The following is a 14,942-nucleotide window of genomic DNA, read 5'->3' as shown; positions in this document are numbered from 1 at the left end:
CCAACTCCCCAAGGTGGTGCTCATGGAGTTCAACCTCATCATTACCGGAGTCGGCGGTCAGGGCGGTCTTACCCTCTCGAGAATCGTTGGAAACTCTGCTATGGTCGAGGGCTACAACGTCCGCATCGGCGAGACCCTTGGAATGAGCCAGCGATACGGTAGCGTTCTCAGCTACCTCCGCTTTGGGGAGGAAGTTTATTCGCCCCTCATCGAGGAGGGCAAAGCCAACCTCATGCTCGCCCTTGAGCCGGCCGAGGCGTTAAGGAACGCGCGCTTTCTCGGAAAGGATAGCGTTGCCATAGTGAACGCCTATCCCATCCACACGGCGACGACCCTCGTCGGGAAGGAGCGCTATCCTGAGCTCGATGAAATCGAAAAAGCCCTCGGAAGAATCTGTCCCGTCCACATGATGAACTTCCAGCGCGAAGCCGATAAGATAAACCCGAGAACTTTGGGCGTCCTGATGCTCGGCTACGCCTACAGGAAGGGCCTGATACCGCTCAAGCGCGAGAGCCTTCTTGAGGGAATAAGGCTGACCCTCCGCGAGAAGCTCTGGGAGATGAACTTCAGGGCCTTTGAGCGCGGTGAGGAACTCGCGAAGGCCTAATCTCTGTTTTTTCGTCCGGTTTTCTCATTCTTCGTTGTGCTTTATGAAGAAGGCGTAGAACAGACCGGTCGCGAGGGCGTAGAGGAGCGCGGTGGCGTAGAAAGGATAGGCCAATGAAACCGCGAAGAGGGTTCCGCCGATGGAGTTGCCCACTCCTCGCATGAAGGTCGAGAAGGCCTGCTGTATCCCGTTGGCCGTTGCCTTCTCCTCGGTTTTGAAGAAGCCCATCATGAATGAGCTGTATATCGGCCAGATGATGTTCATCAGTATCGCCCTGAGGACGTAAACCGCTCCCGCGAGTGCAAACGTCTCTATCGAGGGGAATATCGCGAAAAGGAACGTTGCCGTCCCCTGGAAGGACGTTATGACCTTTACCGGCCCCCATCTCCTCACGAGTTCCGGCAGGCCAAAGGAGCCGAGGCCCATCGCCAGTTGCTGGAAGAAGAAAATCCAGCTTATCGCCTGGAGCGTTTCCCCGAACTTGAGCTTGAAGTAGATGCTCATGAATGGTATCGTTATCCCCGCGCCGAGGCCTATGAGCGCGCTCGGGAGCGAGAACTTGAGGATTTTGAGGACTAAGCTTCTCTCCCACTTTATCCTCTTCTCCCTGACCTCAACGTCCCTCACGAGGAGCAAAGCCGGAACGACGAAGACGAACTGGAGTATCGAGAGTGAGAATGTTATCCTGTAGGCGGTCTCCTCCGCCAGCGACAGCCCCATGAGGTAGCCCGGCAGAAAGCCCGCCAAGAGAACGCCGAGGGAGTTGAAGAGCGTCCCCAGCCCGAAGCTCTTGGAAAACGCCTCGTGCCTCATCTCGTCAGGAACCAGCTCGCTCAGGTAGGCGTTGTAGTTTGGCTGTCTCAGCCCCATGTTGATTCCCACCAGGACGAAGCCGAGGAAGAGGACCGTTGTGTTTAACGCGAGCACCTGGAGGAGCCTCCCGATGAGTCCGATGAGCGCGCTCAGGAGCAGGGTCTTTCGGTAGCCGAGGCGGAGTGAGATGTGACCGGCTAAGAGAAAGAAGAGACCGCCGACTATCGTCTGGGCCGAGAAAAATGCCCCCATCGCCTTCATGTCGTAGCCGAGGGCCTTGAGGTAGAAGGGCATTATGAAGAACGAGAACCAGAGGAACGTCTGGCCCAGTGCATTGGCGCCTATGAGTATCTTCGCGTCCCTGCCGTACTCCGAGAGCATGATGAAACGTCCCTCATAGCGTTTATAAGTCTATCGAAGTGAAACCTTTAACGCCTACCACTATATAGCGTTCGGTGCGGGCTATGGAGTTCAGAAAGATACAGTTTACCGGGCGAAGCTCATACATAATTTCCCTCCCAAAGAAGTGGGTCACGGAGCACAACCTCAAGCAGGGGGATACTATACCGCTGACTATAAACCCCGACGGCAGTATAACCATCTTCCCCAGCGAGCCGAGGGACGTCAGCGAGAAGAAGATACTGCGACTCTCCAAGGAGTTCTCGCCGGACATGGCCATAAGGCTCGTGATTTCCGCCTACATTCAGGGCTACGACGTCCTTGAGATTCACTTCACTGAGGAGATGCCGATTTACAAGGTCAAGATAAGGAAGGTCCTCCAGAGCCTTCCGGGCGTTGAGATAATCCTCGACGAGCCCAGCAGGATAGTGGCGAAGAGCCTCCTCGACGAGGACGAGGTGAACCTCGTTGAGCTCCTCAGGCGGATTCGCTCCCTCGTGGTCTCGATGCTCGGCGACCTCGAACTGCTCATCCAGGGCGAGGACGGCGAGATAAGGCGCGACATAAACGACCTCGAGAACGAGCTCGACCGCTTTTACTTCCTCATCGTCAGGACCGTTAACAGGCTCCTCAGCAAGCACACGGTTACCGAGGAGAGCGGAATCGTCAAGAGGACCTTTGACCTCATGGGAATCCTCTTCATAGCGAGGGAAATCGAGAGGATAGGCGACCACATCATCAGGATAGCCGAGAATCCCGGCGAGGTTGACGTGCCCTACCTGCGGGAGAAGTTCGAGGCGATGGTGGCCCAGATAGAGAAGCGCGACCTCAAGGCGATAGACAAGCTCATGCTCGAACTCCGCGCCACGATTAAGGCCACCGATTACAGGCAGTCCATAGCAAAGGAGAGCTTCCGGAGAATCCTCGAGTACATCGAGAACATCGGCGAGACGATAATCAACATGGCCCTCAGCTGATTTCTCTTCGTTTCCACAACTCTTTTAACCCTTCGAGGGAACTTTTTCCGGTGGTTTTCATGGTGGCGATAATAGTTCACGGGGGAGCGGGCACGATACGGAAGGAGGAGAGGATTCCAAAGGTCATAGAGGGCGTTAGGGAGGCTGTTTTAGCCGGCTGGCGCGAGCTGAAGAGGGGTTCCGCTCTCGATGCCGTTGAAGAGGCCGTCAAAGTCCTTGAGGACAACCCGATTTTCAACGCCGGAACCGGGAGCGTTTTAACCCTCGACGGCAGGGTCGAGATGGATGCCGCCATAATGCGCGGGAAGACCCTTGAAGCGGGAGCCGTTGCCGGAATCTGGGGCGTTAAGAACCCGATAAGCGTCGCGAGGAAGGTCATGGAGAAGACCGACCACGTCCTTTTAATCGGCGAGGGTGCCGTGAAGTTCGCTCGCCTTCTCGGCTTCGAGGAGTACGACCCGGTAACCGAGGAGAGACTCAAGCAGTGGGAGGAGCTGAGGAAGAAGCTCATCGAGAAGGGCGAAACGAGGCACTGGAAGAAGCTCAACGAGCTCATCAAGGAGTACCCCGAGGTTCTAAGGAGCACCGTTGGAGCGGTCGCCTTCGACGGCGAAGAGGTCGTTGCCGGGACTTCAACCGGTGGGGTCTTCCTCAAGATGTTCGGCAGGGTTGGTGACACACCGATAATCGGTGGCGGGACCTACGCCAACGAGGTTGCCGGCGCTTCCTGCACCGGCCTCGGCGAGGTTGCCATAAAGCTCGCTCTGGCGAAGAGTGCCACCGACCTCGTCAGGCTCGGTCTCGACGCCCAGTCGGCGAGCGACGCCGTGATAAGCCTCGCCACGAAGTACTTTGGCAAAGACACCATGGGCATCATCATGGTTGATGCAAGGGGCAACGTGGGCTTCGCCAAGAACACCAAGCACATGAGCTACGCCTTCATGAAGGACGGCATGGAGAAACCGGAGGCTGGTGTTTAGTGGCCTCGATGAGGAACGTCTGGCTCCTCAACATCTCGACCTTCTTTTTCTTCCTCGGGATAAGCGTTGTAACACCAGTAGTTTCCCCCTTCCTCGTGAGCCTCCACGCCGAGCCCTTTCTCGTTGGCCTCGTCGCTGGCGTCACCTCTTTCCTCGCCCTCGTCTCCAAGCCGATAGGAGGTGCCGTCGGCGATAGGGGTTATCGCTTTCACGCCCTCGTCGGCGGAAATTTACTAGGCCTCCTCGCTGGAATCCTCTACGTGGTCTCGGCGGTAAGCGCCAACGTTTACCTCTTCGCTTTCGCAAGGGCAATCCACGGCTTCTCGATGGGCCTCTTCTTCCCCTCAAGCCTCTCAACGGCCGTTGATTTGGCCCCACCAGGTAGGGTTGGCGAGACCCTCGGCTGGCGTGGCATGATGTTCTCCCTCGGCAACATAATCGGGCCGGCTATCGGTGGCTACGCCTCCGACGTGATAGGTTTCGCCGGAGCCTTCGCTCTAACGGCAATCTTCTCCGGGGTTGGAGCACTCTTCGCGCTTATCGCGTGGCGCGAGGCAGGTGAAGTCGTCAGGCCGAGGGAGCACGAGAAGGCCAGCTACCGGGAGCTGTTGAGGGTAACCTTCGTTTCCGCCTCGCTAACGCTCTTCATGTTCTCCGTTAGTTACGCGGGTGTTACAACGTATCTGCCGGCCCTTTACAAGTCCCTCTCCCTGCCCCAGAGCCTCTTCGGCTACTACATGATGGTCATCGGAATATTCTCCTTCATGACGCGCGTTGTTGGCGGTAAAAGCGCCGACAGGCGCGGACCCCTCCCCGTGATAACCCTCGGCCTCACCCTGCTCCTACTCGGCTATGTCCTGCTCAACCTTTACACCCTCCCGCCCCGCTCCTACGTCAGCGCCGCCCTAATCGGGGCCGGCTTTGGCTTAGCGGTTCCGGCTATGCAGTTGATGGCCCTCGGCAACCTTCCGAGGAGAATCAGGACGATGGGCTCGGGAATCTACACGATGTTCTTCGACCTCGGAACGCTCGCCGGTCAGGTCAGCCTCGGCTACGTCGCCCAGCTCTACGGTTACGCCGGCGTCTTCCCGCTCCTCCCGCTCATCCTGGGGGTCGGGTTTATAACCCTCTACGTGCCCGTCATCTGGGGGAAGGTCAATGCTCGTTAGGGTTTCCTACGGAACGGCGATAGCGATGGGCCTAATCAGGGCGAAGCTCCTGGCCAGGCCTACTACTGCATACCTGATGACATACTGGCCCGGCAAGTGCGCCAACGACTGCGCCTTCTGCGCCCAGGCGCGCTCCAGCAGGGCAAACCTCGACAGGCTCTCCCGCGTCACCTGGCCGGCCTTTGAGCTCGAAAAAGTCATCAAAGCCCTTCCCAACGGCCGTTTCGGGAGGATATGCCTCCAGACGATAGACTACCCCGGAATGCTCGACGACGTTCTGGCACTTCTGAGGGCGTTCAAGCCCCTCGACTTGCCGGTCTCGGTCTCGATAACGCCCGTTTCGAGGGAAACGCTTGGGGAGTTTAAGGAGCTCGGCGTTGACTACGTCGGTGTAGGCCTCGACGTTGCGAGCGAGAGACTCTTTAGCGAGATAAAACCCGACTTTGAGTGGGACGAGATGTGGAACTTTGCAGGGAGGGTAGTTGACGTCCTCGGCCCGGGAAAAGCTTTAATCCACGTCATAGTCGGCCTCGGCGAAACGGACAGGGAGCTTGTGGAGGTCTTCGAGAGAGCCTACGCGATTGGGGCTGATGTTTCGCTCTTCGCCTTCACCCCCCTGAGGGGAACGGGGCTTGAGAACCTCGAACCGCCGAGCATCGAGCGTTACAGGAAGGTCCAGCTGGCGAGGTGGCTAATCGAGCATGGCCTGGGCAACAGGATAATCTTCGACGGGGACTCGATTGATAGTTTTGATTTGGAGGGCATTGAGGTTCCGCCGGCGGTTTTCGCAACGCACGGCTGTCCTGCCTGCAACAGACCCTACTACAACGAGAGACCAAAGAAAGAGCCCTACAACTTCCCGTTTCCGCCGGAAAAAGAGTACGTAAGGGGGTTCCTCACTCGATTAGGCTCTCGAAGACCTCGTTGAACTCGGGCAGGATGAACTTCTCCCTCACCCTTTCTCCCCTCGCGAGCTTTACGAGGGCGAGCGTGAAGCGGTGTAGCTCCTCGTCCTCCTCAATGAGCCTGAGCGTCGCGTCCATGTTCTCGGCGAGCTCGTTTAGACGGTTCTCCTTCTTGATTATCGCGAGTATGTCCCCAAGCCTCTTCACGCCGAGCCTGTAATGGTCTTCGCTCGGTGCCCTCAGGATGGCCCGCAGGGCGCACTTGACCGCTCCCCGGTAGTTGTCCTCCTGGAGGAAGATGTCTGCCAGGCGGAAGCAGGCCTCGAAGTAGAACTCCGGCTCAACGTCGAGGCTCTCGTGGAGTATCTCATCGAGCTTTTTCTTCGCGGTTTCGAGGTCCTTCCTGTTCTCGGCCTCGATTGCCTCGCGGAAGAGCTTAACAATCCTCTCGCGCCTGTTAAGGGGCTCGTACTTAATCGTCATACCCCTCCCCCCTGCTCTCGTGCCAGGCCCTCTCGAAGGCCGGCCAGATTTCATCAAAGCTCCTCTCAACCCGCCACCTCCGCCTGAAGGCGTTGATTATGACCGTTAAATCCCTCTTCAACAGCTCGTAGCTCTCCGGGTGGGCGGTGGTCAGGTGCTGGGCCCAGTCTATTATCAGGATATCATCTTCAGTCAGGACAACGTTGAACTCGCTTAAATCCGAGTGGACTATACCAAAGCGCACTATCTTGAGGTACTCCTCGAGGATTCTGTCGAGGACTTCCGCTGCTTCCTCTCTCGTCAGCTCGTCATCCCTTAGCTCCGCCAGCTCGGTTCCCTCAACGAACTCCATGACGAGGACGTGCCTGTTCCAGGCTATCGGCTTAGGAACCCTCGCAATCGGACTGAGCAGAACCAGCGCGTCGTATTCCTTCTTTGCGATGAGCCTTGAGACGTAGAGCCAGCTCGTGTGGTGTTTATCGGCGAAGACGTGGGAGTGATAGCCTGCCCTCCGTGAAGCCGTTCTGCCCCCTATCCTGTTGAACTTAACGGCAACTTTCTCTCCGGCTGGCGTTATTCCGACGTAAACGTCCGCGTCCTTTCCAACGCCAATCTGCGTCGTGCTTATCGCCTCTACGATTCCCTTCCTCGCGAGGGCCCTTATGGCCAGTACGTCGTAGCCGTGTATTGTGAGCTGGTAGCCGATGTAGCCTATGTCGCTCCTCCGCCTGACGAGGGACATGTCGTCGAGCTTGCCGAGCCTGAACGATGCCGTCTCAACGTCCACCCTGGCGAAGCGCGCTATGTCCTCTAACGGCACCCACTTGTGGTGCCTCATGTTGAGCTCTACTCCCCTGAGGATTCTGAAGTCCAGGTCCCTGAGTGAAGGATAAGCTTCGAGCGCCAACAGCTTGCTGACCATTCGCTCTCTCCTCCCCCGTTACTACCGCCCGGATTCTTATAAACTTTCGTCGGCCACCTCTGTCCAACAAACTTTTAAGCGCTCAATTCCTCATCGAATCCATGCTCGTTTCGCTTATCCTGATAACCCTCGGCTGGATATTCAACTACGCCCACAGGATGGCCGTTTCCCCGCTCCTTCCGATGATAAAGGCAGAGTTCCATCTGAGCAACGCTCAGGCGGGACTTCTCATGACTGCCCTTCTCCTCCCCTACGCGCTCATTCAGGTTCCAGCAGGTTACCTCGGCGACCGCTTCGGGAGGAAGAGGCTCCTCGCGTTGAGCATATTCGGCTACTCCATCTCCTCCGCGATGCTCTTCTTCGCTTCCCAGTATTGGGAAGTTCTGGCCTTCAGAGCGCTCTACGGCTTCTTCTCCGGCCTCTACTATGCCCCTGCGACAGCACTGATAGCGGAAACCTACGGGGCGAGGAAGGGCTCCGCCCTCGGCGTCTTCATGCTCGGCCCTCCCGTCGGTTCCGGGATAGTCCCGCTACTCGTCGTGCCTGTGGCTTTGAACCTCGGCTGGCGCTATGCCTTCCCGATTCTGGCCGTTATGAGCTCGGTCGTTGGAGTCCTGCTCGTTGTCTCCCTCAGAACTCTTAAGGAGAAAAAAAGTAAGGCGAGGCTCTCAATCGAGGTCGGCTCGGTGAACTTAGCGGTGGCGAACTTCCTCGCCCTGATGGCCTTCTTCGGCGTTCTAACCTTTCTCGTCGCCTTCCTGACCTCGACGGGAATGGGTGTTGAAAGGGCCTCCTACCTCTTCTCCCTCCTCTCGCTGGTCGGCATCGCAGGTTCCCTCGCTGGAGGGGTCCTCTACGACCGGCTTGGAAGAAAGGCCCTTGAACTCGCCTTCCTCTCCAACGCGCTCCTAATCGTTCTCCTCGTCGTGAAACCCGGTTTCTTCTCTGCACTCGCCCTCGGCCTGACCTTCTATTCGGTCGGCCCGATGGTTACGGCTTTCACCGCCGAAACCGCCGGAAAGGACAACCTCGGGCCGGTTATGGGCTTCGTGAACATGGTGGGCTTCTTCGGGGCAACCGTCGGGCCCTACTTCACTGGCTGGCTTATAGACAGGCTCGGTTATAGGGAGGCATTCTTCGCCATAGCGGTTCTCTACGCCCTGGCGTGGGCGGTAATAAAGGGGACAAAGGGGGCAGAAAAGGTCAGCCGTACATGACCTCGTGCATCGCTATCGCCTGGGCGAGCCTCTTCTCCGCTCCAAGAACCTTCTCCACGGCCCTGAGGAAGTCGTCCTGAGTGACGTACTCGCGCCTGTCCCTGATGGCGAACATTCCAGCCTCGGTCGCTATGGCCTTCAAGTCCGCTCCGCTCGCGCCCTCGGTGAGTTCCGCTATGATGCGCAGGTCAACGTCCTTGAGGTTCATCTTCCTCGTGTGGACCTTGAGTATCTCGAGCCTTCCGCGGAAGTCGGGGAGCGGGACTTCAATCAGCCTGTCGAATCTCCCTGGCCTTAGCAGGGCTGGGTCGAGTATGTCGGGCCTGTTCGTTGCCGCTATGACCTTGACGTTCCCGCGCGGGTCGAAGCCGTCCATCTCAGCGAGGAGTTGCATCAGGGTCCTGTTGACTTCCCTCTCACCACCGGTCGTCTCGTCCATTCTTTTCGCGCCTATCGCATCAATCTCGTCGATGAAGATTATCGTTGGGGCCTTCTCCTTGGCAAGCTCGAAGAGCTCATGGACCAATCTTGCTCCCTCTCCGATGAACTTCCTGACCAGCTCGCTTCCAACGACGCGAATGAAGGTGGCGTTCACCTCTCTCGCGAGGGCCTTCGCCATGAGGGTTTTTCCACAGCCCGGCGGGCCGTAGAGGAGGACTCCCTTCGGGGGCTCGATTCCAACCTTCTCGAAGAGCTCGGGGTGCTTGAGGGGGAGCTCTATGGCCTCGCGGAGCTCCTGCAACTGCTTGTCGAGACCGCCGATGTCCTTGTACGTGACCCTGGGCCTCTCTATGACCTCGAAGCCGAGGACGCTCGGGTCTTTCTCCGTCGGGAGGAGCTCGACTATCGCCATAGTCCTCTGGTCTAACGCCACCCTTGAGCCGGGCTTCAGTTTGTCCCTCTCTATCCACGGGGCGATTCTAACGACGAAGCGCGGTCCGTTGTAATTCTGGACTATGGCCCTCTCGTCGTCGAGAACCTCGATGACGTTGCCCGCGAAGGCCGGGGGCTGGCGAAGCCTTGACATCTCCATTCTGAGCCTCGAGAGTTCCCTCTCAAGTCTCTCCTTATCTGCCTCGAGCGTCCTCACCTGAAGCTCGAGTTGCCTTATGCGTCTCTTCAAGAAGGTGATGTAATCATCGTAACCTTCGTGTATGTTCGTATCCTCAATGCTCATGCTCTCTCACCTCTCCACTGTGTCATTATCGCCGGAGTCCTTTTTAACCTTGTTGGGTCGCCTATCGTTTCGTGTGGTGTTACCTCCCATCCAACATCCATTGCTGACTCTTCAGAGTTGTAACTATGTCGACGTTTGATATGCGAAATTCTTATTAACCTTGAGTTCCAATTCTTGCTGGTTGAAACCGGGGTGGGGTGGAATGAGAATCGAAATCAAACTGAGACCCGCGGAGGAAGGAACGATACTGCCCTTCAACTACAACTATGAGGTCTACACCCAGATTCTCGAAAAGATATACCTCGTTTCTCCAGAGCTGGCCCATGAGGCGGAGACGAGTCACGCGGACCACTTCACGTTTTCACGTATTATGGTTCGGAAGAGAGAGCTTCTCCCGGAGGCGGGCATTAAGGTTCTCTCGGACGATGTTTCCCTATACGTCTCGTCCCACTCCGGAGAGCTTATCAAAGCCATCGCCGAGGGCTTCCTCGACGACCCTCTCCTTAAGATTGGGGACGCGACGTTCATAGCGGACAACGTTAAGGTCCTCAAGGAGCCCGAGCTCAAGGACGAGGTTCTGTTCTCCACACTCAGCCCGATAATGGTCAGGACTGTCAAGTTCGTCAACGGCAGGATGAAGATATGGGACCTGTATCCCGGAGACGAGATGTTCTTTGACAAGCTCCGCAAGGTAATGCTGATGCGCTACTCGGCCATCTATGGCCACATGCCAGAGGATAAGGAGTTCAAGCTTGAAGTCCTCAAGTTCAAGCCCGTGAGGATTCTCGTGAGGGACACCTACTTCAGGAGCTCCCTCATGGTGTTCCGCTACACCGGCTCGCGGGAGCTCGCGAAGTTCGGCTATGAGACCGGCTTTGGAGAAAAAACGAGGTATGGCTTTGGAATGGTCAAAGTAATTGACTCAGAGCCCAGGCGAGAAGACCGAGTGTGAACTCGATTCCCCACACGATGGCCACGAGCTTTGGCTCCGTCACCCTGACCCTTCTCATTATTGTCCCCAGGAAGCTTGGGTAGGGTGGGGCCTTCAGCGTCCCGTCTGGCATTACCTCCGTTCTCCCGTGCCTTCTCACACCAAAGCGGACGCTCAGAGCCTTTATCGTGAAGTCAAGGAAGTGAGGAATAAGCAGAATTGCAGTGTAGACCTCGACCTTGCCGAGGATTCCGACGAGGCCTATCAAAGCTCCGAGGCTGAGAGTCCCAGTGTCGCCTGGGAAGACCCTGGCTGGATACCTGTTCCACCAGAGGAAGCCGAGGGAAGCTCCGAGACCTATCAACGAGAGCTCCCTCGCCGTTCCGTCCGTCATCAGCGCGAGGAAGCCGAGCGCGATGGCGCTCGTGCCCACCTCAAGTCCGTTGAACCCGGCCAGCATGTTCACGAGGTTCGCCGAGCCGGTAATGAACAGAACCGCGAAAACCGGATATAGGATTCCAAGGTTTATTATGTGGCCGAACAGGTCAACGCTCCTGCCCACGTCCAGGAACGCCACCGGAATCGAGACGAGGAGTGAGAGGATTACCTTGTGGGACTGCTTGAGGGCCGTTAGGTCATCTACGGCGCCGACGAGGCCGAAGAGCAGAAAAACCGGAAGGACCTCGGGCTTAACCAGCGCCCCGAGGATTCCAACGGTCAGGATTATGGCAATTCCCCCCATCTCGGGGACTTCCGGCCTTTCCGGCTTGTGTATGTCCCTGCCAACGATTCCCGCTTTCCCCATGAGCTCCCTGACGTATCCGGTGAGGACGAGCGAAAGGATTAAAGCTATAAGCGCGAGGAACGTTATCATCTCTGACACCGGCTTCCCTACGCGGGAGCGAAAATAAACCCTTCGGTGGTAGCATGGACATCAGGGCGGTCCTTTTCGACCTCGATGGAACCCTCGTTGGTGCGGAAAAACCCTTCAGCGAGATAAAGTCCGAGCTCAGGGAGGGGCCAATCTCCCTCGGAATCCCAGAGGAGCTCATAGGCGACCTTACGCCGATGTACGAGGGCCTTATCGAGCTCTCCAAAAAGACGGGGGGGCCCTTCGAGGAGCTCTACTCGATTCTCGTCGAGCTCGAAACCGAGAGAATGAACGAGAGCTTCGTCTTTGATGGTGCTCTGGAGCTCCTTGACTTCCTCAGGAGCAGGGGAATAAAGCTCGCCCTGATGACGAGAAGTTCCCGGAAGGCCACGATGAAGGCCCTTGAGCTTCACGGCCTCAAAGACTACTTCGACCTAATCTCAACGCGGGACGACGTTCCTCCGGAGGAACTGAAGCCCAACCCCGGCCAGCTTAAGAGACTCCTTAAGGAGCTCAACGTCCCGCCGGAGAAAGCGGTTGTCGTTGGAGACCACGGCTACGACATCATACCTGCCAGGGAGCTCGGCGCACTCAGCGTCCTCGTCACCGGCCACGACGCGGGCAGGATGAGCTTCCAGGTGAAGGCCGAGCCCAACTTCGAGGTTGAGAACCTCCTTCACCTTAAGGAGCTCTTCGAAAGGCTGTTCTCGAGCTACGTCGTCGTTCCGGCCTACAATGAGGAAAAGACAATCGGCGCGGTCATTGAGGATCTCCTCCGCTACTTCAGGCGGGACGAGATAATCGTCGTGAACGACGGCTCCAGGGATAGAACGAAGGAGATAGCACGTTCCTACGGCGTTCACGTTTTAACGCACCTCGTCAACAGGGGACTCGGCGGTGCCCTCGGAACTGGCTTCGCCTACGCCGTCAGGAGGAACGCGAAGCTCGTCCTGACCTTTGACGCCGACGGCCAGCATCTCCTCAGTGACGCGCTCCGCGTAATGAAGCCGGTCGCTGAGGGGAGGGCGGACTTCGCCGTCGGCTCGAGGCTTAAGGGAGACACGAGCGAGATGCCCTTCGTGAAGAAGTTCGGCAACTTCGTCCTCGATGCGGTGACCGCTGTTTTTGCCCGGAAGTACGTCAGCGACAGCCAGAGCGGGCTGAGGTGCCTCAGTGGAGACTGCGTGAAGAAGATAAGGATAACCTGCGACCGCTACGCCGTGTCGAGCGAGATTATAATCGAGGCATCTAAGAACGGATGTAGAATCGTAGAGGTTCCAATTAAGGCCGTCTACACCGAGTACTCGATGAGGAAAGGAACCAACGTTTTGGAGGGCGTTAAGATAGCGCTCAATCTTCTCTTCGACAAGCTGAGGTGATGGGAATGTACGTCGTTCAGATGATTACACTCGCAATCGTGCTTGCCCTCGTGCTCTACGTCATCGGCAAGTACAGGCGTGGGGATTTGGAGTGGGGGGACTTCCTGTTCTGGGAGGTTATCCTCATCGGCCTGCTCCTTGTTGCGATATTCCCGATTAAGGTTGCGAACGAGGTTAAAAACCTGCTCGGCCTCGGCAGGGGACTCGATGCACTCTTCGTCGTGGCCATCGGGGTCGCGTACCTGATAATCTTCAAGGTCTACCTCGCGGTGGACAAGACCGAGCGCGAGATAACCGAGCTGACGAGGAAGGTGGCCATAGAACTTGAGGAAATGAACAGAAGGCTGGAAGAGATTGAGAAAAAGCTCAAATGAACTCCCCAAAGAGCTCCTCGAGGAACGCTCTAACGCGCTCCTTCGGCAGTTTGAACTGCCTTATCTTCACTATCCCCTTCTCCTGCGCCTCCTTTAGCAGTACCTCGGTGGCCTCGTTGGGGTACATCTCCTCGTAGACTATCTCCTTGATTCCCGCGTTTATGACGAGCTTGAAGCAGGTGTCGCAGGGGAAGTGCGTGACGTAAAGCGTTGCCCCTTCGAGGCTTATCCCCTTCCTAGCGGCCATCGCTATGACATTCTGCTCCGCGTGAACCGCCCTGTGGCAGTGGCCGTCAACTATGAGACAGCCAACGTCTATGCAGTGGTCCATTCCCCTCGGCGCGCCGTTGTAGCCGGTGGCAAGGATGTAGCCGTCCTTTACCGCGACGGCTCCAACCCTAAGCCTAGGACAGGTCGCCCTGAGCGAGACGAGCTTCGCTATCAGCATGAAATACTCGTCCTTAGTGGGTCTGATGGCCCGTATCCTCTCGGCTTTCTCCCTGTCAAGGAAAATCTCGACTGTCATATCACTGCACCTGCTTCATTCTCATCAGATTGTTCATCTCAACGGTTATCCTGAATATCCTCTCCTCGTAACTTGGGTGGGTTTCGGTGAAGAACGCGAAGCGCTTTTCCCTCTCTATGCCCGGCTCGATGCTCGGAACCGCGTTGACCTTGACGTTCATTCTCAGGTCCTCGTAGTATTTGAGTTCCTCCAGGGCTTTCTTGAGGCTCATCGGTATCGCGAGCAACCTCAGCGCGGTCTCGTCCGCAAGGAACTCCCTCTTCTTCATGAAGTCGCTTCTTGCGAGCTCGTATGCGACGTAGAGCACTACTGATGCTCCCTTTACTGGAACACTGCCGGCGAGGAGGAGTATGAGGGTTGTCGTTATCATTAGGCACCTGCCGTAGGTTACCAGCGGGAACCATCTGGTGTCGCGGTTCTTTATGTGACCGAGTTCGTGGGCGGCGACGGCGATTATCTCATCCTCGTCGAGGACTTCAAAGAGACCCAGAGAGAGGACTATCGTATTGCCGAAGGAGTATGCGTTGGGTATGTAGTCGTCGAGCAGATAGACCTTGGGCATTGGGACGTTGGCTTTTCTCGCGAGTTCGGCTATGCCGTCGTAGAGCCAGGGCATCTCTTCCCTCTCAAGGGGAATCAGGTTCTCGCCAAACTTGTGTCTCGTTGCCCAGATGTAGAGGGCTCCCAGGAATGCCATTGCTCCGCCGGCCATTGCAACCCCGAGGTCTCCGAAGGCTTCAAGAACGAGGAGAACCTCGAGGGCGATTATAACGTAGAGCATCGCCCATCACTTCTTTATCCTTGACAGGTATGCGTAGGTTGCTTCCCTGAAATTCGTCATCAGAGCGTCGAGGATGCTCTGGACGACCTTCTGCTCGAACTCCTCTCTCGTTGTCGTTATTGAGTAGACGTACCTCATACCACCCCTGCCTTTCTCAACGCTTCTCTGAAGGAGCCCTTTCTCGCAGAGGCGGTTCATCAGGATGCTTATCGTGGAGCGCCTTATCTCGGGGTGTTTCTGTTTCATGTGCTCGTAAACCTGGCCGGCCGTTGCCACGCGAACCTTCCACATGTGTTCCATTATCTCGGCCTCGAGGGGCGGGAGAACGGCCTTGATGCCCTCCTCGGTGAGCTTGAATTCGTGGGGCTCCATGACGTTCACCTATTTTACTCTTCTCATGAACTCTAAAAAGCTTTATCCCGGGTTAAGAT

The 14,942-nt window shown here is 56.9% G+C and carries 17 protein-coding genes; 9 read left to right on the top strand and 8 right to left on the bottom strand.

The window, feature by feature from the left end; all coding sequences use genetic code 11:
• The first annotated feature begins 22 nt into the window (after positions 1 to 22).
• A complete protein-coding gene (locus tag E3E28_RS02700) occupies positions 23 to 607 on the top strand; it encodes an indolepyruvate oxidoreductase subunit beta (protein WP_167915145.1) in 585 nt (194 codons plus the stop codon).
• A gap of 24 nt (positions 608 to 631) precedes the next feature.
• Here E3E28_RS02700 and E3E28_RS02695 read toward each other — a convergent pair whose 3' ends face one another.
• Entirely contained in the window at positions 632 to 1,801 is a 1,170-nt protein-coding gene (locus E3E28_RS02695) for an MFS transporter (RefSeq protein WP_167913926.1), read from the bottom strand.
• 83 nt (positions 1,802 to 1,884) lie between these two features.
• On the opposite strand from E3E28_RS02695, the gene E3E28_RS02690 reads away from it, so the two are divergent.
• Genes E3E28_RS02690 through E3E28_RS02675 form a run of 4 tightly spaced genes read left to right on the top strand, consistent with a single transcriptional unit; the run spans position 1,885 to position 5,873 of the window.
• Positions 1,885 to 2,796, top strand: coding sequence for a phosphate uptake regulator PhoU (locus tag E3E28_RS02690; protein ID WP_167915144.1), 912 nt, complete (start codon positions 1,885 to 1,887; stop codon positions 2,794 to 2,796).
• A 59-nt stretch (positions 2,797 to 2,855) separates the two neighbouring features.
• Positions 2,856 to 3,776 (top strand): isoaspartyl peptidase/L-asparaginase family protein, encoded by a 921-nt coding sequence (locus tag E3E28_RS02685; protein ID WP_167915143.1) that lies wholly within the window; start codon positions 2,856 to 2,858, stop codon positions 3,774 to 3,776.
• A gap of 8 nt (positions 3,777 to 3,784) precedes the next feature.
• The gene (locus E3E28_RS02680) at positions 3,785 to 4,945 is read left to right on the top strand and encodes an MFS transporter (RefSeq protein ID WP_167915142.1); all 1,161 of its coding nucleotides are present in this window, start codon (positions 3,785 to 3,787) and stop codon (positions 4,943 to 4,945) included.
• Complete coding sequence (locus tag E3E28_RS02675; RefSeq protein ID WP_167913925.1) at positions 4,935 to 5,873, top strand: radical SAM protein; 939 nt, start codon at positions 4,935 to 4,937, stop codon at positions 5,871 to 5,873. The genes E3E28_RS02680 and E3E28_RS02675 overlap by 11 nt, the downstream gene beginning before the upstream one ends.
• Here the strand turns inward: E3E28_RS02675 and E3E28_RS02670 are convergent.
• Positions 5,842 to 6,333: a hypothetical protein gene (locus E3E28_RS02670; protein ID WP_167913924.1), complete on the bottom strand. Its 492-nt coding sequence runs from the start codon at positions 6,331 to 6,333 to the stop codon at positions 5,842 to 5,844. The genes E3E28_RS02675 and E3E28_RS02670 overlap by 32 nt on opposite strands.
• Complete coding sequence (locus E3E28_RS02665) at positions 6,323 to 7,255, bottom strand: serine/threonine-protein kinase RIO2 (protein ID WP_167913923.1); 933 nt, start codon at positions 7,253 to 7,255, stop codon at positions 6,323 to 6,325. The genes E3E28_RS02670 and E3E28_RS02665 overlap by 11 nt, the downstream gene beginning before the upstream one ends.
• A gap of 101 nt (positions 7,256 to 7,356) precedes the next feature.
• On the opposite strand from E3E28_RS02665, the gene E3E28_RS02660 reads away from it, so the two are divergent.
• Positions 7,357 to 8,472 carry an MFS transporter gene (locus tag E3E28_RS02660; RefSeq protein WP_167913922.1) on the top strand — a complete coding sequence of 372 codons (1,116 nt, stop codon included), beginning with the start codon at positions 7,357 to 7,359 and terminating at the stop codon, positions 8,470 to 8,472.
• On the opposite strand, the gene E3E28_RS02655 is transcribed toward E3E28_RS02660, so the two are convergent.
• Positions 8,459 to 9,649 (bottom strand): proteasome-activating nucleotidase, encoded by a 1,191-nt coding sequence (locus tag E3E28_RS02655; protein ID WP_167913921.1) that lies wholly within the window; start codon positions 9,647 to 9,649, stop codon positions 8,459 to 8,461. The two genes, E3E28_RS02660 and E3E28_RS02655, sit on opposite strands and share 14 nt — an antisense overlap.
• A 202-nt stretch (positions 9,650 to 9,851) precedes the next feature.
• On the opposite strand from E3E28_RS02655, the gene cas6 reads away from it, so the two are divergent.
• A complete protein-coding gene (cas6, locus tag E3E28_RS02650; protein ID WP_167913920.1) occupies positions 9,852 to 10,601 on the top strand; it encodes a CRISPR-associated endoribonuclease Cas6 in 750 nt (249 codons plus the stop codon).
• Here cas6 and E3E28_RS02645 read toward each other — a convergent pair.
• Positions 10,558 to 11,454, bottom strand: a complete 897-nt coding sequence (locus E3E28_RS02645; RefSeq protein ID WP_167915141.1) for a glycosyltransferase 4 family protein — start codon at positions 11,452 to 11,454, stop codon at positions 10,558 to 10,560. The two genes, cas6 and E3E28_RS02645, sit on opposite strands and share 44 nt — an antisense overlap.
• A gap of 53 nt (positions 11,455 to 11,507) precedes the next feature.
• Between E3E28_RS02645 and E3E28_RS02640 the strand changes: the two genes are divergently transcribed.
• Positions 11,508 to 12,830: an HAD-IA family hydrolase gene (locus E3E28_RS02640; RefSeq protein ID WP_167913919.1), complete on the top strand. Its 1,323-nt coding sequence runs from the start codon at positions 11,508 to 11,510 to the stop codon at positions 12,828 to 12,830.
• Positions 12,831 to 12,835: 5 nt separating this feature from the next.
• Positions 12,836 to 13,204, top strand: a complete 369-nt coding sequence (locus tag E3E28_RS02635; protein ID WP_167915140.1) for a DUF2304 domain-containing protein — start codon at positions 12,836 to 12,838, stop codon at positions 13,202 to 13,204.
• On the opposite strand, the gene E3E28_RS02630 is transcribed toward E3E28_RS02635, so the two are convergent.
• From E3E28_RS02630 to E3E28_RS02620, 3 genes are read right to left on the bottom strand one after another with little or no spacing between them, the layout of a single operon-like run.
• Entirely contained in the window at positions 13,197 to 13,730 is a 534-nt protein-coding gene (locus tag E3E28_RS02630) for a cytidine/deoxycytidylate deaminase family protein (protein WP_167913918.1), read from the bottom strand. The genes E3E28_RS02635 and E3E28_RS02630 overlap by 8 nt on opposite strands.
• 1 nt (position 13,731) lies before the next feature.
• On the bottom strand, positions 13,732 to 14,511 hold the full coding sequence (locus E3E28_RS02625; RefSeq protein ID WP_167913917.1) for a M48 family metallopeptidase: 780 nt from the start codon (positions 14,509 to 14,511) through the stop codon (positions 13,732 to 13,734).
• Between the two features lie 6 nt (positions 14,512 to 14,517).
• Positions 14,518 to 14,883 carry a BlaI/MecI/CopY family transcriptional regulator gene (locus E3E28_RS02620; protein ID WP_167915139.1) on the bottom strand — a complete coding sequence of 122 codons (366 nt, stop codon included), beginning with the start codon at positions 14,881 to 14,883 and terminating at the stop codon, positions 14,518 to 14,520.
• Positions 14,884 to 14,942: the final 59 nt, after the last annotated feature.

The sequence above is a fragment of the Thermococcus sp. 21S9 genome (assembly GCF_012027635.1).
Taxonomy (GTDB): Archaea; Methanobacteriota_B; Thermococci; order Thermococcales; family Thermococcaceae; genus Thermococcus.
Note: the sequence above shows the minus strand (reverse complement) of the source record. Positions and strands in the feature narration are given on the sequence as shown.